Consider the following 18590-nt stretch of genomic DNA (forward strand, 5'->3'; position numbering starts at 1 on the left):
TAGCCTCGCGCCAAAAATCGCGGATGTCGTTCGGGCCTCTCCCGTCACGCGAGGTGTATCACTAGCGAAACCGCGGTGTCATCCTTGCGCTGTTTGCGACGACGGTTGCCGCTTTGCGCCACGGTGAAAACGAAGCCCCGGCTCTGGCCGGTCACGCGGCCATCGGCATCGTCATGGCTCTGCTGATTGCCCTCAGCTACGCCTTCTCGGTGAACAGGCTGGCTTGGCTGTTGCGGCAGTAGGACAATGATGGCCGGTGCCGGTTTCGGGTGGCCGCGGCAATCCTCATCTGCGACCAAGCGTCCATTCGCCGGCAAGCCCGGCACAAAGGAAGGATGCAGAGACATGTTCACCCTTACAAACAAGGTCGCAATCGTCACCGGCGCAAGTTCCGGCATCGGCCGCGCAACCGCGAAGCTGTTTGCCGAGCAAGGCGCAAGCCTGGTCGCCGCCGCTCGGCGTCAAGCCGAGCTCGACGCGCTCGTCGGCGAGATCGAGGATACCGGCGGTACGGCGGCCGCGCTTGCAGGCGATGTAAGGGACGAAGCCTATGCCCAGGCTTTGGTGGAGCTCGCTGTAACGCGCTTCGGCGGCCTCGACATCGCCTTCAACAACGCCGGCGCCGTTGGCGCGATGGGGCCAGTGCCCGACATGGCGCCGGCGACCTGGCATGAGACAATGGACACCAACCTGACCAGCGCCTATCTCGCCGCCAGGCACCAGATACCGGCGATGCTGGAGCGCGGCAGCGGCTCGCTGATCTTCACCTCGAGCTTCGTCGGCTACACCGCCGGGATGCCGGGTATGGCTGCCTATGCCGCGGCCAAGGCCGGCCTGATCGGGCTGACGCAGGTGCTGGCCGCCGAATACGGCCCAAGAGGTTTGCGCGTCAACGCGTTGCTGCCCGGCGGCACCGACACGCCCGGCGCGACCACGACCACGCCCGAGGCGCGCGCTTTCGTCGAAGGCATTCACGCGCTGAAGCGCATGGCGCAGCCGGAGGAGATCGCACGCTCTGCGCTCTATCTCGCCTCGGATGCCTCGAGCTTCACCACCGGCACCGCCTTGTTTGCCGATGGCGGCGTCTCGATCAACCGGACGTGATCCATCTGACCGCTGGAAAAAGGTCCATCCGCTGAAATGTAGCGGTGCGGCCTTGCATTTCGGCACAAATTGACGATTTCGTTTCCCGTCGAAAATGGACGGGAAACGATGCTGCTGATCAGAACCTATGTTGCCCAGAGCGCTATCGAAGGCGTCGGCGTGTTCGCCGCCGAGCCGATCCGCAAGGGTACTTCGATCTGGCGGCTCGACCCGGATTTCGACCGGCTGATCCCGATGGATAAATATGAGGCGGCGCCGCCGCATCTGCGCGAGTTGCTCGACCGCTACGCCTATCCGAGCCCCGACAAGCCCGGCTTCATGGTCTATGAGGTCGACAATGGCCGCTTCATGAACCACTCCGAGCGGCCGAACACCGATTTCTCGCAATATGGCGGCGCCACCGCCATTCGCGACATCGCCGCCGGCGAGGAAATCACCTGCGACTATGGCGAGTTTTTCGAGGACTTTGCGCGCCTCCATCTGACGACCGCGTAGGGCGAACAAATGTCCGGGCGCAGCGCTCGGGTTTTTGATAGCTGTTCCGGCAATCAGAGGTGGACATGCCAGCCTGATTCTGCTATCAGCCGCCACAATTCGCGGTGCAGCTCGCCGCGGAGGCATGTCAGCTATGGCTGTTTGCCTAACGATTTCAAACCCGAAGACAGGATTGCCCGTGCAGGTACTCGTCCGCGACAACAACGTTGATCAGGCGCTTCGCGCGCTGAAGAAGAAGATGCAGCGCGAAGGAATTTTCCGCGAAATGAAGATGCGCGGTCATTACGAGAAGCCGTCCGAGAAGCGTGCCCGCGAGAAGGCGGAAGCCGTGCGCCGCGCCCGCAAGCTGGCCCGCAAGCGCGCCCAGCGCGAAGGCCTGCTGCCGATGACCCCGCGCCCGGCTCCGGCTGGTGCTGCCGGCGCATCGCGCTCGCCGCGCTCATAACGCCAATTTTTCGTCCTTTTCGAAGGATACCGAGGGTGGCGCGATGCGAAATCGCCGCCACCTTTTTGTTTATAGATTCGAGCCGGTTCGGAGAGGGAACGGACTGACGGCGCCGCGGCAGTGAGGACAAAGATGAACGCTATTACCGTAGAGCGCGGAACCGCTTTTCGCGGCTTCGCACTGACGGCGGCCCTGCTTTCGGGTCTGGTGCTTGCAGCATGCCAGACGACCCCGACAGGTGAGTTCAACTCGATCGACAAGGCGCAGGCGTCGAGCGAGAACATCTCCTCGCTTTCGGCGGTCATCCAGCGCAATCCGCAGGATCCCGAGGGATACAACGTGCGCGGTTCGGCCTATGGTCGCGGCGGCCAGTACCAGGCGGCGCTGAAGGACTTCAACCAGGCGATCCAGCTCAATCCGAACTTCTATCAGGCCTATTCGAACCGCGCGCTGATCCAGCGCTTCCTCGGCAATCAGCAAGCCGCTTTGGCCGACTACAACCGCGCGATCCAGATCAACGCCAACTACGATGCCGCCTATATCGGCCGCGGCAATCTCTACCGCAAGGCTGGCCGCACGCAGGACGCCTTCAACGACTTCCAGAAAGCGATCCAGCTCGACACCACCGATGCCCGCGCCTACCACAATCGCGGTCTGATCTATCAGAGCCAGGGTCAGCACAAATTCGCCATCGAGGATTTCTCGACCGCGATCTCGCTGGCGCCGGACGCTGCCGAGCCCTACAACGGCCGCGGCCTCTCCTATCTGGCGACAGGCGACGAGGACAACGCCTTCGCCGACTTCAACATGGCCATCAAGCTCGACGGCAAGAACGCCGAGGCCTGGGCCAACCAGGCGCTGATCTACGAAAAGCGTGGCGACAAGGCCAAGGCTTCCAAGTCCTATCGCGAGGCCATCCGTCTCAACCCCGGCTATCAGCCGGCCAAGGACGGCCTGTCGCGCGTCGGTGGCAGCGCCAGCTGATCGGAAGCCGACGCCGCAAGAACGGGCGAATTGCAGGACGTTCGGTCGCCGCCGGCGCCTATAATCTTGTGCCGTGGAGACGCCGATAGCGATCCGTTAACCGCCCAGCGCAATGCGTTAACCTCTGCCATGTTCGCGCCAATTTTTCGGCGGAACGCTCGACGCACCTCGATCGTTTAAGCGGGGCCCAATTTTCGCGAAAGGACCTTTCCAATGATCAAATCCCTTGCCTGTGCCGCTGCCGCGCTTGCCGCGACGGTCCTCGCTTCTCCGGTAAGCGCCGGCACGCTCCGGCTCGGCACGCTCGATTGCAGCATCGACGGTGGCGTCGGCTACGTTATCACCTCGAACAAGGGTGTCTCCTGCGTCTTCCGCCCCTCCCATCACGGCCCGGCTGAGATTTATACCGGGATGATCTCCAAACTCGGCGTCGATGTCGGCCAGACACATCAGGGCCAGCTCGTCTGGGCGGTGCTCGCCGCAACGCGCCATCGCGACGCGGGCGACCTTGCCGGCAGCTATTACGGCGTCAACGCCGAGGCTTCGGTAGTAACCGGCGGCGGCGCCAATCTCCTGGTAGGCGGTCTCGACGGCGCCTTCATGCTGGAGCCGCTCAGCGTGCAGGCGCAGACCGGCCTCAACCTGGCCGTCACCGTAGCGTCGCTGGATCTCGTCCACTCCTATAAATGAGCCTTCGGCTTTTCAAATTCGCTACGCAGCCACTCGGCCCGGAACATTTGTTCCGGGCCGAGTGCTTTGGAAAGCCGATTCCTTCGGCGCCAGTGGTGGCTTGCCCCGAAATCGCGAAAAAGCCTGTTGAGCTCAACCGCGCTTGAGGTTCTACAAGCCGTACCGAACTGGATCTTGCCCCTCGTTCGCAACGCGGATGAGGTGCGCAGAACAAGCAGGAGATCGGCGTGACGGCAGCGAGCGGCAAAAAGGTGGCCAGCAACAGGATCGACTGGAGGGCGTTGTGGGCGAGCGGCGACCTGGCGCGCTTCTGCTTCGTCAGCCTCGGCATCCTGCTGCATGCCACCAACGAGACGATGGTGGCGACGGTGATGCCGGCCATGGTCGGCGACCTCGCGGGCGTGCAGCTGGTCGGCTGGTCGCCGGCGATCTATGAGCTCGGCGCGATCGTCGCCGGCGCCGCCGCCGGCCGGCTGGTCAGCTATGTCGCCCTGCGCTCCAACATGATGGTCGCCGCGCTGCTCTACGCGATCGGCGCGCTGATCTGCGCCGCAGCGCCCTCCATGCCGTTGTTCCTCGCTGGGCGCCTTGTCGAGGGGCTTGGCGGCGGCGCGCTTGTGTCGCTCGCCTTCGTGTCGGTCGAGCGCCTCTTTGCGCGCAACATCTGGCCGCAGCTCTTCGGCATCATGTCCGCGATCTGGGGCGTCGCGGCCTTCAGCGGCCCGATGCTCGGCGCGCTCATGACCGAGTTCCTGTCATGGCGCTGGGCTTTCGGCATCTTCACCTTCGGTGGCGCGGCGATGGCGCTGGCGAGCTTCATCGTGCTCGACACGCCCGAGGCGAGGAAGCCGCAGGTGGTCGGCGGCAAGGCGCCGCCCTTCCCCTATCCGGCGCTCGCCTGTCTCGCTCTCAGCGTCGTGCTGATCGCCGCTGCCGGCATCGACATTGCCCTGTTGCGCTCGTCACTGCTGCTCCTCCTCGGCCTGATCGGCTTGGCGCTGTTCTTCCGCATTGATGCCCTCAGGCCACGATCGCGGCTCTTTCCGTCGCCTTTGTTTTCATGGCGCTCGCCGCTTGGCAGCGGCATGACCATGGTTGCGGCGTTCTCCGTGGCAACCTGCACCTTCACCATTTACGGGCCGCTGCTTCTGACCACCCTGCACGGCATTCCGATCCTGACCACCGGCTACATCATCGCCGCTGAATCGATCGCCTGGTCGATCCTGTCGATCCTCATCGCCAATGCTCCGCTGGAGCGCGAGAGACTGATCATCGTCGTCGGTGCCCTGATGATCGCTTCCGGCCTCGCCGGCTTCGCCTACACCATCCCGGCAGGCTCGATCCCGCTCATTCTGCTGTGCGCCCTGCTGCAGGGCGGCGGCTTCGGCGTTTGCTGGCCCTTCCTTACGCGCGTCATCGTCGCCTCGGCGCGCGACGGCGAGCAGACGATCGCCTCCGCAGCCGTGCCGACCATGCAGCGCATCGGCTACGCGGTGGGCGCGGCGCTTGCCGGCATCGTCGCCAATGCCAGCGGCTTCTCGGAAGGCCTGACCCGTGAAGCCGCAGCAGGCGTTGCCGGCTGGCTGTTCCTCGCCTTCGTGCCTCTGGCTGTCGTGGGATGCATCGCCGCGCTGAGGACCGCGCTGCCGACGCTGCGGCCTCAGCAAGCGACCGGCTAGAGCAATTCGAAGAAAAGTGTGAGCGGTTTTCCGTCGGGAATTGCGTAAACACAAAGAGATAGAGCGGTTCGCCGTTTCCGTGAAACGGTGAAACGCTCCAGGCTAAACCACGATGGTCTGCCGCAGACGCTCCGCGATCAGCGCGGCGAGCCGCGCCGCCACCTCATCCTTGCCCATTTCCGGCCATTCCTCGACGCCGCTCCTGGAGACGATGCGCACCTTGTTGCGGTCGCCGCCCATCACACCGGACGGACCGATCCCGCTTTCATGCGAGACGTCATTGGCGACGATGAAGTCCGCGCCCTTTTTCTTGAGCTTGGCCTCGGCATTGGCGATGAGGTCTTGCGTCTCGGCGGCGAAGCCGACGACAAGGCCCGGCCGCTGCGCATGATGGCCGATACCGGCAAGGATGTCGGGATTTTCGACCATCTGCAGCGAAGGCGGCCCCTCGCCCGCCACTTTCTTGATCTTCTCGCCGGCGGCGTTTGCCGTGCGCCAGTCGGCCACGGCGGCGACGAACACGGCGGCATCCGCCGGCAGCAGGCTTTCGACCGCCTGCTTCATCTGGGCGGCCGTTTCGACATGGGTGGTCGCGACACCGGCCGGATCGGCGATGGTGACCGGACCGGAGACCAGCCGCACATCGGCGCCGAGCTTTGCCAGCGCGGCCGCAATGCCGTGGCCCTGCTTGCCCGACGAGCGGTTGGCGATGTAGCGCACCGGGTCGATCGGCTCATGCGTCGGCCCGGAGGTGACGATGATCCTGCGGCCGGCTAGCGGCTTCGGCTTCTCGTCGAGCATCGCCTCGATCGAGGCGGCGATCTCCAGCGGCTCGGCCATGCGGCCCTCGCCCGCTTCGTTGCTCTCAGCCATCTCGCCCTTGGCAGGCCCGACAAAGGCGATGCCGTCCTTCTGCAAGATCGCCCGGTTGCGGCGCGTGGCGGCGTGCGCCCACATCTTCGGGTTCATCGCCGGCGCCATCAGCACCTTCTTGTCGGTTGCCAGAAGGACCGTCGAGGCAAGGTCGTTGGCGTGGCCGTTGGCAAGTTTCGCCATCAGGTCGGCGGTGGCGGGCGCCACCACCAACAGATCGGCCTCGCGCGACAGCCTGATATGGCCGACATCGTGCTCGTCCTTGCGGTCGAACAGGTCGGTGAAGACATGGTCCGCCGAAAGCGCGCCGACCGACAGCGTGGTGACGAATTCCTGCGCGGCCGGCGTCATCACCGCCCGCACCGAGGCGCCGCGCTCGCGCAGCCGTCGGATCAGGTCGAGTGACTTATAAGCGGCAATGCCGCCGCCGATGATGAGCAGGATGCGCTTGCCGGAGAGAGAACCCCGAGAAATTGATTTGGCGGACGCGGCGACAACCGGCGCCGCCTGCTCCTTCGAACCTGTCAGCGCACGCAGCGTCTTCTCGATCTCGCCAATGCGGTCGGCCTGCCCTGCCCTTCCTTCGACCGCGGCGCGTATCATTGCCCGTGCCTGCTCTTCCATCGAGCAGCCGTTTTCGGCGGCAAGCTGCCGCAGCAGATCCTTGACCGCGTTATCCAGATTGCGGATCGTGATGCTGGCCATGTGATTGCACTCGCTCCAGATAGCGCGCCTGCAATGATAGCAATGCAATCAATCAGCCGCAAGCCGCATGGGCATCAGAGCAATTTCCACGCGATGTAGATCAGCGTCAGCGCAATCACCCACAGCGCCACGCGGCCGGAGCGGGTGTGGCGCGCTTCGGCCCTGCCTATCGCGCGCGCGGTCGCTTCGTCGAAGCGCAGGCCATTTTCCGCCATCAAATCGATCTCGCGCGACAGCCGCTCGGCGCGCGCCACGAGATCGGGCGCCTGCCTTGCCAGCGATACAAGGGCTCTGCCAGCGTCCCGCGCGTCGGCGAGCATGCCGCGCGGACCGAGATTGCCCGCGATCCAGTCGCTGACCACGGGCTCGGATGTCTTCCACATGTTGAAGGCCGGATCGAGCGTGCGCGCAACGCCTTCCACCACCACCATGGTCTTTTGCAAAAGCACCAGCTCGGTCCGCGTCGCCATGTCGAACAGCTCGGTGACTTCGAACAGCAGCGTCAGCAACTTCGCCATCGAAATGGTCTCGGCAGACTGGCCGTGGATCGGCTCGCCGATGGCGCGGATTGCTTGCGCAAAGGCCGAGACATTGTGCTGGCGCGGCACATAGCCGGCCTCGAAATGCACCTCGGCGACGCGCTGATAGTCGCGCACGATGAAGCCGTAAAGGATCTCGGCGAGGAAGCGCCGCTCCTTCTTGCCGAGCCGGCCGGCAATGCCGAGATCGACCGCGACGATTGTGCCGTCCGCTTCGACGAACAGGTTGCCCGGATGCATGTCGGCGTGGAAGAAGCCGTCGCGCAACGTGTGCCTGAGGAACGACTGGACCACATTCGCCGCAATCGCCTTGAGGTCGTAGCCGGCGGCAGCGAGGCCGGCCAGATCGTTCATCTTGATGCCGTCGATCCACTCCATTGTGAGCACGTCGCGGCCGGTCCGCTCCCAGTCGACCGCTGGCACGCGGAAGCCCGGATCGTCCTTGGTGTTCTCGCCGAGTTCGGAAAGCGCGGCTGCCTCGAGCCTCAGATCCATCTCGATTCTGGTGGTCTGCGCCAGCGTCTCGGTCACCTCGACCGGGCGCAGGCGACGCGACGCGGGGATGTATTTCTCCTGCAGGCGGGCAGCGAGGAAATAGCTTTCAAGGTCCTGAAAGAAGCGGCGCCGCACGCCGGGCCGGATAACCTTCACCGCCACCCGCGAAGCGGCGCCTTCGCGCGCGACTTCCGCGCTGTGCACCTGCGCGATCGAGGCCGCCGCCACCGGTTCGCCGAAGCTCGAATAGAGATCGTCTATCCTGCGCCCGAGCGAGGCTTCGATCGCATGCACGGCCTCCGCTTTCGGGAAGGTGTGCATCTTGTCCTGCAAGAGCGCGAGGTCGAGCGCCATGTCGTTGCCGACGACATCGGGCCGCGTCGCCAGGAACTGGCCGAGCTTGACGTAGGAGGGCCCGAGCCGCACCACCGCCCGCGCCAGCCTGTCGCCGCGCTGGTAGCTCAGCGCACGGCGGCGGGTGAAAAGCCGCGCCACCCGCCAGCCGAATTTCGGCATGCCGGAGAGTTCTTCGCCCGGCAGCGCCGCGACGACGCCCTCGCGGACCAGCACCCAGCCGGCCCGGGCGAGCCTGAAGGCGGCGGCGATGCTGCTCATTGCCCTGCCTGTTTCAAGGAGGCCTTGGTCAAAGGGGCTCGCTTCAAGGGATCCCGCCTCAAAGCTTCCAGCCGGAATGAAGGGCGGCAATGCCGCCCGAATAGTTGCGGAAGGTGACGCGGTCGAAGCCGGCGCGGGCGATCATCGCCGCGAAATTCTGCTGGTTGGGGAATTTGCGGATGGATTCGACGAGATAGAAATAGGGTTCACCGTCGCCGGTCACCGCCTTGCCGATCTTGGGGATCGCGTTGAACGACCATGCCTCATAGGCCTTGTCGAGCAGTGGCATCTCGACCTCGGAGAACTCCAGGCACAGAAACCGTCCGCCGCGCTTCAGCACCCGATAGGCTTCGGCAAGTGCGACCTCGATGCGCGGCACGTTGCGGATGCCGAACGCGATCGTATAGGCATCGAAAGTGTCGTCCTCGAACGGCAACGCCTCGGCATTGGCCTCGACGAAATCGGTGTTCGCGGCAAGGCCCAGCTTCCCAGCGCGGTCGCGGCCGACGGTCAACATCGAGCCGTTGATGTCTAGCACGGTCGCATGGGCCTGGCGCTGGCTGGCCTCGACGATGCGGAAAGCGATGTCGCCGGTGCCGGCGGCGACATCGAGCACCTTCCAGCCCGGCCGCTTCGGCGGATTCAGCCAGGTGACCATCGCGTCCTTCCACAGCCGGTGCAACCCGGCCGACATCAGATCGTTCATCAGGTCGTATCGGTTGGCCACCTTATGGAAGACGTCGTTGACCAGGGGCTGCTTCTCGCCTGTCCCGACCTTCCTGAAACCATAGGAGGTTTCCATGCCGCCCGCGGCCGTGGTTCTCTCAACTGACATTATTTTGATCCGTCATAAAACCGGCGGGACCATAGCCGATCGATGGTGCCGACGCTATTGTCCAAGGCGCGGTTTTCGGCCGCGCTTTCAAAACCCGGCCGGGAAGGGTGTTGCATGATTTTCCGGCCAGCACCTGTGCGAGAGCAGCATACCGGACGGGATGACCGAATGATTTTGAAGGCCGAACTGCACTGCCACATCGAAGGGGCGGCAGCGCCCGAGCTCGTCGTCGCCCAGGCCCGCAAATACGGCAAGGATCCTTCGCCCTATATCCAGAACGGCTCCTTCGTCTGGCACGATTTCACCTCCTTTCTGGCCGCTTACGATTTCGCATCCGACCTGTTCCGCAGCGAAGAGGATTATGCGCGCCTCGCCGACCATTATCTGACCAGCCTCGCTCGCGACGGCGCCATCTATTCCGAGATCTTCACCTCGCCGGACCATGCCAAAAAGGCCGGGCTGTCGCCAAAAGCCTACACGGATGCGCTGGGCGAAGGCATGTCCCGCGCCAGGGCCAAGACCGGCATCGAAGGCCGCATGATCGTCACCGGCGTGCGCCATGTCGGCGTCGAGGCGATCGAGCAGGCGGCGCGCTTCGCGGCGCGTTGCGGACATCCGCTGGTGACCGGCTTCGGCGTCGCCGGCGACGAGCGCATCGGCGATTTCGAGGATTATGTACGCGCCTTCGAGATCGCGCGCGAAGCGGGTCTCGGCATCACCATCCATGCCGGCGAGCTGATGGGCTGGGAAAGCGTCAAGGCGGCCCTCGACCACATCCGCCCGTCGCGCATCGGGCATGGCGTTCGCGCCGTCGAGAACCCCGACCTCGTCCGCCGCATCGCCGACCAGGGCGTGGTGCTGGAATGCTGCCCGGGCTCCAACATCGCGCTGAAGGTCTTCGACAGTTTCGCCGACCATCCTTTTCCGGCGCTGCGCACCGCAGGCTGCAAGGTGACGCTCAACTCCGACGACCCGCCCTATTTCTGGACTTCGCTGAAGCGCGAATACGACATCGCCGCCGAGCATTTCCGCATGGACGACAAGGCGCTCACCGCCGTCACCAGGACAGCCATCGAGGCGGCCTTCGTCGACAAGAAGACCAGGGCCGCCCTGCTTGCCCGCGTCAACGGCGGCGGCCGCTGACTCTCTGCTGGATTCGTTCTTGTTCTGGATTTAAGGCAAAAGCTGTGGTGGATGGCCGCCGGGCGGTTCCTTGGCCGGCGCATTGTCGCTAGGGTCGCTTCAAGCGAGCTTAAGGAGATCACGATGCAGGGCGTCACCGTCGTCGACCACCCCCTTGTCCAGCACAAGCTGACCATCATGCGCAAGAAGGAGACCTCGACGGCCGGTTTCCGGCGGCTGCTGCGCGAGATTTCGCTTCTGCTCGGCTATGAGGTGACCCGCAATCTCGAGCTGACCACGACCATGATCGACACGCCGATCGAGGAGATGGAAGCGCCGACGCTGGAGGGCAAGAAGCTGGTCTTCGCCTCGGTGCTGCGCGCCGGCAACGGCCTGCTCGAGGGCCTGCTCGACCTAGTGCCGGCCGCCCGCGTCGCCCATATCGGCCTCTATCGCGACCATGAGACGCTGGAAGCGGTCGAGTATTTCTTCAAGGCGCCGAGCGATCTTGCCGACCGTCTGGTGATCGTCGTCGATCCGATGCTGGCGACCGCCAATTCGGCGATCGCGGCGATCGACAAGCTGAAGGGGCGCGGCGCCACCAACATCCGCTTCCTGTGCCTGCTCGCCGCCCCCGAAGGCATCGAACGCTTCACCAAGGCGCATCCCGACGTGCCGATCTTCACCGCCTCGATCGATCGCCAGTTGAACGACAAGGGATACATCATGCCCGGCCTCGGCGACGCCGGTGACCGCATGTACGGGACAAAGTGAGGAACTTCTTTACCACCTGTTTACGCAGACAAGTGGTTGCGGGACGCATTAAAATCGCGAACACCATATCGGCATAAGGATGCAGGCCTTCGGGAGCAATTCCAGGAAAAGTGTGAAGCGGTTTTCCGTTCGGAATTGCCCCAAAACAAAGGGATAGAGCGGTTCGACGTTTTCGTGAAACGGTGAAACGCTTTAGGGGCATCCATGCTGCGCAAGCTTCTCATCCTCGGCATCTTTGCCGGAACTTCGGCTTCGATTCCGATCGTCTATCAGGCTAACCCGCATCTGGTGGATGGCCTCCTGAAATCGGCCGTCGCCCCGCAGCCGACAGCCCCGGAGGCTCAGCCCCAGGTCAATCTCGCTTCGGTCCCGAACAAACCAGCCGCGCCGATGCCGCTCGGCCGCCAGGTGCTGGTCAACGCCGATGCGCGCGGCCACTTCACGTCGCAGTTCAAGCTCAACGGCCGCCAGATCGACGGCATGATCGACACCGGCGCGACGCTGGTCGCCATCAACACCTCGACAGCGCGCCGGATCGGCATCTCGCTCAACCCGTCCGACTTCAATCGACAGGTGAACACCGCCAATGGCGCGATCAAGGCCGCCGTGGTGACGGTCGAGCGCCTGCAGATCGGCAAGATCTCCATCGACAGCGTCCAGGCGATGGTGCTCGACGACAAAGCCCTGCAGACCAACCTGATCGGCATGAGCTTCCTGCAGCGGTTGCAGAAATACCAGGTTCAGGACGGCGCTCTGCTGCTCGTCCAGTGAGGCCGCATAAGCAATTCCAGGAAAAGTGCGCAGCGGTTTTCCGTCCGGAATTGCGTCAAAAATAAAGGCTAGATCAGTTCATCCTTTCCACGAAACGATGACTGATCTATCGCGGCAATATTCGCCTGAGCACGGTCTTCTCGGCCGGCGGCTTGGAACCCCCGATCGTGTAAGCGGCACGCACGGCGGCCGCTGCCGCCTCGGCCTCAGCATTGGTGCGGGCATGGACCAGCGCCAGCGCCTCGCCTGAATGCAGTTCGGCACCGACCGGCAACAGTCCGGTCAAACCAACGGCATGATCGATTTTATCGTCCGGATGGGAACGCCCTCCGCCGAGCGTCACAACGGCAAGCCCGATATCGCGCGTGGCGATGCCGGTCACGAACCCGTCCTGATCCACTTTCACGGCCAGTTCGACCGGCGCCGCCGGCAGGTACTTTTCCGGTTTCTCGATGAAATCGCCTGGACCGCCAAGCGCGGAAACCATCCGCGCGAAGACGGCCGCCGCCCGGCCGCCGGCGAGCGCTTCGGTGGCGCGCCTGATGCCGTCCTGGTTGGACGAGACGAGCCCGGCCGACTGCAGCATCTCGGCTGCCAGAGCCAGCGTCACGTCCTCCAGACGGCGGTCCCGGTAGCGGCCGGTGAGGAAATCGACGGCATTTTTCACCTCAACGGCATTGCCGGCTGCCGAGGCCAGTGGCTCGTTCATGCCCGTCACCAAAGCGGATGCGCTCAGGCCTGCGCCATTGGCGACCTCCACCAGGCTGTTTGCCAAGACGGCCGCGTCGCGCGATTTTTCCATGAAGGCGCCGTTGCCGACCTTGACGTCGAGCACCAGCGAGCCCAAGCCCGCGGCAAGCTTCTTCGACAGGATCGAGGCGGTGATCAGCGGGACTGATTCGACCGTGCCCGTCACGTCGCGGATCGCGTAGAGCCGGCGGTCGGCCGGCGCGAGATTGGCGGTCTGGCCGATGATGGCGCAACCGGTCTCGAGCACCGTCTTGCGGAAAAGCGCCACGTCCGGCTGGCTGGCATAGCCGGGGATCGCATCCATCTTGTCCAGCGTGCCGCCGGTGTGGCCGAGGCCGCGGCCCGAGATCATCGGCACATAAGCGCCGCAGGCGGCGACGATCGGCGCCAGCATCAGCGAGACATTGTCGCCGACGCCGCCGGTCGAATGCTTGTCGGTGACGGGGCCGGGCAGGTCGGACCAGTCGAGCACGTCGCCGGAATCGCGCATGGCGATCGTCAGCGCCACGGCCTCCTCGCGGCTCATGCCGTTGAGGAACACGGCCATGGCGAAAGCGCCGACCTGGCCCTCGGAGATGCTGCCGGCCGTCAGCCCGGTGATGAAGGCCGCGATCTCGTCGGCCGAGAGCTTGTAGCCATCGCGTTTGCGGCGGATGATCTCCTGCGGCAGCATCAGTCGGGCAAGCCGTCCTGGAAGACGCGCCGCAGGATCGTCGCCAGCCGCGCGCCGCCGACCGGCGCCATGTCCTTGGTTTCCTGATGCGAGAGTTCCGCACCGGTCATGCCGGCCGCCAGATTGGTGATGACCGAGCAGGCGGCGACCTTGAGCCCGAGGAAGCGGGCGAGGATGACCTCCGGCACGGTCGACATGCCGACCGCGGTCGCTCCCATGACGCGCGCCATGCGGATCTCGGCCGGCGTTTCGAAGCACGGTCCCGAGAACCACATATAGACGCCTTGATGCAGCGCGGTTCCCGTAGCCTTTGCCGCTTTCTCGATCGCGCCGCGCAGGCCCGCGTCATAGGCCTCGGTGAGGCCGACGAAGCGGCGGTCGCTCGGCTCGCCGATCAGCGGGTTGGAGCCGGAGAAATTGATGTGGTCGGTGATCAGCATCACCGACCCAGGTCCCATTTCAGGGTCGACCGACCCGGCGGCATTGGTGAGGATCAAATGCGAGATGCCGATGCCGGCAAGCACCTCGAGCGCCGGACGCATCGCGGCGGCATTGCCATGCTCGTAATAATGCGCCCGGCCGGAGAGCATCAGCACCGGCGTACCGGCGAAATGCCCGGCCACCACCTCGCCGGCATGGCCCGAAACACCACTTCGCGGAAAGCCCGGCAACTCGGCATAGGAGATGCGCCTGGCATCCTTGACCTGGTCGACCAGGCCGCCGAGCCCCGAGCCCAGCACGAGCGCCGCCGTCGGCGCCAGCCCGTCCAGCTTTTCGACCAGATGATCCAGCGCTTCCTTCATTTCAGGATGTCGCCCCTGAAGCCGTGGGGCAGCATGTCGCCCATGGTGACCGTCTCGGCCACGCCGCTGTTGTCGCACAGATAAAGCTTGGTGTCCGGCCGGCAGAATTCCGCCAGCCGCTGCCGGCAGCCGCCGCAAGGCGAGCATTTGGCCATGCGTTCGGCGATCACCGCGATCTCGACGATCTTGCCGCCGCCGCCCATGATGTAGTGACCGAGCGCCGTCGTCTCGGCGCACCAGCCTTCCGGATAGGACGCCACCTCGATATTGGCCCCGGTGAAGACGCGCCCGTCCTCGGTGCGCAGCGCGGCACCGACCGGGAACTTCGAATAGGGCGCATAGGCCTTGGCCATCGCCGTCTTCGCCGCCTCGAATAGATCATGCGACATCCGGTTCTTCTCTCCCACGATCTTGTTCAAATGCCGGTCGCCCCCGGAGGAAAATCGCGTCTCAGCGTTCCTTCACATAGGGCACGCCGCCGGCCCGCGGCGGGACCGCCTTGCCGATGAAGCCGGCGAGCAGGATAACGGTGAGAACATAGGGCAGCGCCTGCATGAGCTGCGCCGGCACCTTGCCGACAAGAGGAAGCGGCGAACCCTGCAAGCGGATCGAGGCCGCGTCGAGGAAGCCGAACAGAAGGCAGGCGAACATGGCGTTGACCGGCTTCCATTTGGCGAAGATCAGCGCCGCCAGCGCGATATAGCCCTTGCCCGCCGTCATATCCTTCACGAAGCCGCCATTCTGCACCATGGAAAGATAGGCGCCGGCGACCCCGGTGAGGATGCCGGTGCAGATCAGCGCGCGGTAGCGCAGCCAGGCGACCGAGATGCCGGCGGTGTCGACGGCGGCCGGATTTTCACCGACGGCGCGCATCCTTAGCCCAAAGCGGGTGCGAAACAGCACCCACCAGGTGAACGGCACCATGGCGAAGGCGAAATAGACCAGGATCGAATGGCCCGAGATCAACTCGGCATAAATCGGGCCGATGACCGGCACATCCTTGATCGCGTCGGCGCCGGGCCAGATGATCGCCTCGAACCGCTCGCCCGGCTGCAGCGCCGGCGTGCGCCCGCCTTGGCTGAACCAGGCCTGGCCGAGGATGATGGTCGATCCGGCGGCGATGAAGTTGATCGCCACGCCGGAGACGATTTGGTTGCCGCGATGCGTGATCGAGGCGAAGCCGTGCACCAGCGCGAAGGCGACCGAGATCAGGACGGCCGTGCCGAGGCCGATCAGCGCCGAATGGAAGACGGCAGCGGCGGAAGCCCCGGCAAAGGCGCCGACCAGCATCTTGCCTTCGAGCCCGATGTCGAAAATGCCGGCCCGTTCCGAATAGAGGCCGGCCAGGCAGGCGAGCAGCAACGGCACCGAAAGGCGGATCGTCGAATCGAGCACCTGGATGACTGCGTTGAAACTGTCCATCTCAGGCCCCCTTCCCGTTCACCGCCTGCATGCCGACCGACTTCGGACTGACCGAGGCGAACAGCGCCTGGATGTAAGGCCGGAACATGTGTTCCAGCGCGCCGGCAAAGAGGATGACGAGGCCCTGGATGATGACGATCATGTCGCGGCTGATCGCCGGCATCTCGAAGGCAAGCTCGGCGCCGCCCTGGTAGAGCATACCGAACAGGATTGCCGCCAGCACGATCCCGACAGGATGCAGCCGGCCCATCAGTGCCACCGCGATGCCGACAAAGCCGGCGCCGGAGACAAAATCGATCGCGACATTGTGCTGGTCGCCCATCACCGGGTTGAGCGCCATCATGCCGGCCAGCGCGCCTGATATCATCATGGCGGTTATGATGATGCGCGTTTCCGAAATGCCCGCGTAGCGCGCCGCCTTCGAGCTGTGGCCATAGGTACGCATCTCGTAGCCCAGCCTGGTCCGCCAGATCAGCAGCCAGACCAGGAAGGCCATGACCAGCGCCAGCAGGAAGCAGATGTTGAGCGGCGCCGAGCGGATCTTGGCGCCGAACAGTTCGATCATCCAGTTGAGCTTCGGCAGTTCGGCGCCGGAGAGGAAATTGCGCGTCTGCGGCGCCTGCGAGCCGGCCGGCTTCAGCGGGCCGACCAGCAGATAGACCATCACCGAGGCTGCGATGAAGTTGAACATGATGGTGGTGATGACGATGTGCGAGCCGCGCTTGGCCTGCAGATAGGCGGGGATGAAACCCCAGGCCGCGCCGAACGCCGCCGCGGCGACGATCGCGATCGGAAAGATCACCCACCAAGGCAGCACGCTGTCGAGGCTGAGGCACACGAGCGCGATGCCGAGGCCGCCTATATAGGCCTGGCCCTCGGTGCCGATATTGAACAGGCTGCAGTGCGCCGCCACCGCCACCGACAGTCCGGTGAAGATGAAGGTCGTGGCGTAGAACAGCGTGAAGGCTATGCCCGTGCCCTTGCCGAAAGCGCCTTCGACCAGGATGACGGCGGCGCGGAACGGATTTTCGCCGACCAGCATGACGACGAAGCCGGCGACGATGAAGGCGACCGACAGGTTGATCAACGGAATCAACCCATAATCGGCCCAGGCCGGCAGCTTGGCGTAAGGCGTGCTCATTCGGCGGCCTCCTGGCGCTCGACGCCGGCCATGAGCAAGCCAAGCTCGCCTTCGGTCGCGTCCGGGCCGCGCTCGCCGACGACACGGCCCGCGAACATCACCAGGATGCGGTCGGAGAGCGAGCGGATCTCGTCGAGCTCGACCGAGACCACCAGCACTGCCTTGCCCTGGTCGCGCATGGCGATCAGCCGCTTGTGGATGAATTCGATCGCGCCGACGTCGACGCCGCGCGTCGGCTGGCCGACGATCAGCACGCCGGGATCCTGCTCCATCTCCCTGGCCAGCACGATCTTCTGCTGGTTGCCACCGGAGAAATTGGCTGTCTTCAGCCGCGGATTGCCGGGGCGGATGTCGTATTTCTCGATCTTGTCCTTCGCGTCGGCCATGATGGCGTCGATGTCGAGGAACGGCCCCTTCAGATAGCGCTCGTCGTCATGATAGCCGAGGATCGAATTCTCGTTCTCCTCGAAGGCGAGCACCAGCCCGACATGGTGGCGGTCCTCGGGCACATGGGCGAGCCCGCGGTCGCGCAATTCGCCGGGATCGGCCTTGCCGGTGAGATCGATCGGCTTGCCCTCCAGCATCACCTCGCCGGAGACCGCATGCCGGATGCCGGAGATCGCTTCGAGCAGTTCCGACTGGCCGTTGCCGGCAACGCCGGCGATGCCGACGATCTCGCCGCCGCGCACGTCGAAGGAGACATTGTCGACCATGGTGACGCCGCGCTGGTCCTTCACCGTCAGGTTCCTGACCGAGAGCCTTATCGCGCCGGCTTCCGACTGGCCCTTCTCGACCCGGAGCAGCACGCGCCGGCCGACCATCAGCTCGGCCAACTCGCCGACCGTGGTTTCCTTGGTCACCCGGGTCGCCACTATCGTGCCCTGTCGCATCACCGAAACCGTGTCGGTGATCGCCATGATCTCGCGCAGTTTATGGGTGATCAGGACAATCGTTTTTCCTTGATCCTTCAATTGCTTGAGGATGCGGAAGAGGTGGTCGGCCTCGGCCGGCGTCAACACGCCCGTCGGCTCGTCTAGGATCAGGATCTCGGCGCCGCGATAGAGTGCCTTGAGGATTTCGACACGCTGCTGCAGGCCAACCGGCAGCTCCTCGATGACGGCGTCGGGATCCACCTCGAGGCCGTATTCGCGCTCCAGCCGGTCGAGCTCCGAGCGCGCCTTGGCAATGCTGCTCTTCAGCAGCGCATCGTTCTCGGCGCCGAGGATGACATTTTCCAGCACTGTGAAATTGTCGACCAGCATGAAATGCTGATGCACCATGCCGATGCCCAGCGCGATGGCGTCGTTGGATGTGTTGATCGACACCGGCTTGCCGCCAACGCGGATTTCGCCGCTGTCGGCTTGGTAGAAGCCGTAGAGGATCGACATCAGCGTCGACTTGCCGGCGCCGTTCTCGCCGACAATGCCGTGGATGGTGCCGCGCGCGACTTCCAGGTTGATGTCGCGGTTGGCGCGCACGGCGCCAAAACTCTTGTTGATGCCTATAAGCTCGATTGCGGCTTGCGCCATGCAGCCTGTCCCACTCGTTATTTTTTTATCGCTTGGTAAAAACGCCTAGCATGATGCCCCGCTTATGCCAATCGGCCGTTCACTCTCGACAAATCCCCGCGCCCTTGTCAATTTCGAACCTGAGCAGGTTCCGCAAAAGCGTCCCA

General features: G+C 64.4%; 19 protein-coding genes. 9 read left to right on the forward strand and 10 right to left on the reverse strand.

Translation table 11 applies throughout. From position 1 onward, the window contains the following. Positions 1-44 precede the first annotated feature (44 nt). A complete protein-coding gene (locus FJW06_RS29990; RefSeq protein WP_181178104.1) occupies positions 45-299 on the reverse strand; it encodes a hypothetical protein in 255 nt (84 codons plus the stop codon). 46 nt (positions 300-345) lie between these two features. Here FJW06_RS29990 and FJW06_RS01355 point away from each other — a divergent pair, with 46 nt between their 5' ends. The 6 genes from FJW06_RS01355 to FJW06_RS01380 all read left to right on the forward strand — a co-directional run bounded on the left by FJW06_RS01355 (position 346) and on the right by FJW06_RS01380 (position 5397). Continuing rightward, the gene (locus FJW06_RS01355) at positions 346-1104 is read left to right on the forward strand and encodes an SDR family oxidoreductase (protein ID WP_140746844.1); all 759 of its coding nucleotides are present in this window, start codon (positions 346-348) and stop codon (positions 1102-1104) included. 108 nt (positions 1105-1212) lie between these two features. Beyond that, complete coding sequence (locus FJW06_RS01360; protein ID WP_140746847.1) at positions 1213-1599, forward strand: SET domain-containing protein-lysine N-methyltransferase; 387 nt, start codon at positions 1213-1215, stop codon at positions 1597-1599. A 178-nt stretch (positions 1600-1777) separates the two neighbouring features. After that, positions 1778-2044, forward strand: coding sequence for a 30S ribosomal protein S21 (gene rpsU, locus FJW06_RS01365; protein WP_027165252.1), 267 nt, complete (start codon positions 1778-1780; stop codon positions 2042-2044). A gap of 132 nt (positions 2045-2176) precedes the next feature. Continuing rightward, complete coding sequence (locus tag FJW06_RS01370; RefSeq protein WP_140746850.1) at positions 2177-3028, forward strand: tetratricopeptide repeat protein; 852 nt, start codon at positions 2177-2179, stop codon at positions 3026-3028. A 213-nt stretch (positions 3029-3241) separates the two neighbouring features. Next, positions 3242-3718, forward strand: a complete 477-nt coding sequence (locus tag FJW06_RS01375) for a DUF992 domain-containing protein (RefSeq protein ID WP_140746853.1) — start codon at positions 3242-3244, stop codon at positions 3716-3718. A 227-nt stretch (positions 3719-3945) separates the two neighbouring features. Then, on the forward strand, positions 3946-5397 hold the full coding sequence (locus FJW06_RS01380) for an MFS transporter (protein ID WP_181178105.1): 1452 nt from the start codon (positions 3946-3948) through the stop codon (positions 5395-5397). Between the two features lie 102 nt (positions 5398-5499). Here FJW06_RS01380 and coaBC read toward each other — a convergent pair whose 3' ends face one another. From coaBC to ubiE, 3 genes are all read right to left on the reverse strand, one after another. Then, positions 5500-6975, reverse strand: a complete 1476-nt coding sequence (coaBC, locus tag FJW06_RS01385; protein WP_210238946.1) for a bifunctional phosphopantothenoylcysteine decarboxylase/phosphopantothenate--cysteine ligase CoaBC — start codon at positions 6973-6975, stop codon at positions 5500-5502. Between the two features lie 74 nt (positions 6976-7049). Continuing rightward, positions 7050-8624 (reverse strand): 2-polyprenylphenol 6-hydroxylase, encoded by a 1575-nt coding sequence (ubiB, locus tag FJW06_RS01390; protein WP_140746856.1) that lies wholly within the window; start codon positions 8622-8624, stop codon positions 7050-7052. Between the two features lie 58 nt (positions 8625-8682). Beyond that, positions 8683-9459, reverse strand: a complete 777-nt coding sequence (gene ubiE, locus FJW06_RS01395; RefSeq protein WP_140746859.1) for a bifunctional demethylmenaquinone methyltransferase/2-methoxy-6-polyprenyl-1,4-benzoquinol methylase UbiE — start codon at positions 9457-9459, stop codon at positions 8683-8685. Between the two features lie 168 nt (positions 9460-9627). Between ubiE and FJW06_RS01400 the strand changes: the two genes are divergently transcribed. The 3 genes from FJW06_RS01400 (at position 9628) to FJW06_RS01410 (ending at position 12126) form a co-directional block, all read left to right on the forward strand. Then, entirely contained in the window at positions 9628-10602 is a 975-nt protein-coding gene (locus FJW06_RS01400) for an adenosine deaminase (RefSeq protein WP_140746862.1), read from the forward strand. Between the two features lie 123 nt (positions 10603-10725). Then, the gene (upp, locus tag FJW06_RS01405; protein ID WP_140746865.1) at positions 10726-11355 is read left to right on the forward strand and encodes a uracil phosphoribosyltransferase; all 630 of its coding nucleotides are present in this window, start codon (positions 10726-10728) and stop codon (positions 11353-11355) included. A gap of 204 nt (positions 11356-11559) precedes the next feature. Beyond that, positions 11560-12126, forward strand: a complete 567-nt coding sequence (locus FJW06_RS01410; protein ID WP_140746868.1) for a TIGR02281 family clan AA aspartic protease — start codon at positions 11560-11562, stop codon at positions 12124-12126. A 106-nt stretch (positions 12127-12232) separates the two neighbouring features. Here FJW06_RS01410 and deoA read toward each other — a convergent pair whose 3' ends face one another. The 6 genes from deoA to FJW06_RS01440 all read right to left on the reverse strand — a co-directional run bounded on the left by deoA (position 12233) and on the right by FJW06_RS01440 (position 18444). Further along, complete coding sequence (gene deoA, locus FJW06_RS01415; protein ID WP_140746872.1) at positions 12233-13549, reverse strand: thymidine phosphorylase; 1317 nt, start codon at positions 13547-13549, stop codon at positions 12233-12235. Continuing rightward, the gene (locus FJW06_RS01420; RefSeq protein ID WP_140746877.1) at positions 13549-14352 is read right to left on the reverse strand and encodes a purine-nucleoside phosphorylase; all 804 of its coding nucleotides are present in this window, start codon (positions 14350-14352) and stop codon (positions 13549-13551) included. The genes deoA and FJW06_RS01420 overlap by 1 nt, the downstream gene beginning before the upstream one ends. Then, on the reverse strand, positions 14349-14741 hold the full coding sequence (cdd, locus tag FJW06_RS01425) for a cytidine deaminase (RefSeq protein ID WP_140746882.1): 393 nt from the start codon (positions 14739-14741) through the stop codon (positions 14349-14351). The genes FJW06_RS01420 and cdd overlap by 4 nt, the downstream gene beginning before the upstream one ends. Before the next feature lie 61 nt (positions 14742-14802). Further along, positions 14803-15774 carry an ABC transporter permease gene (locus tag FJW06_RS01430; RefSeq protein ID WP_140746885.1) on the reverse strand — a complete coding sequence of 324 codons (972 nt, stop codon included), beginning with the start codon at positions 15772-15774 and terminating at the stop codon, positions 14803-14805. 1 nt (position 15775) lies between these two features. Then, positions 15776-16915, reverse strand: coding sequence for an ABC transporter permease (locus FJW06_RS01435; RefSeq protein ID WP_140746888.1), 1140 nt, complete (start codon positions 16913-16915; stop codon positions 15776-15778). Then, complete coding sequence (locus FJW06_RS01440; RefSeq protein ID WP_140746891.1) at positions 16912-18444, reverse strand: ABC transporter ATP-binding protein; 1533 nt, start codon at positions 18442-18444, stop codon at positions 16912-16914. Before FJW06_RS01440 ends, FJW06_RS01435 begins: the two co-directional genes overlap by 4 nt. Positions 18445-18590 lie beyond the last annotated feature (146 nt).

The sequence above is a fragment of the Mesorhizobium sp. B4-1-3 genome, assembly GCF_006439355.1.
Classification (GTDB): domain Bacteria; phylum Pseudomonadota; class Alphaproteobacteria; order Rhizobiales; family Rhizobiaceae; genus Mesorhizobium.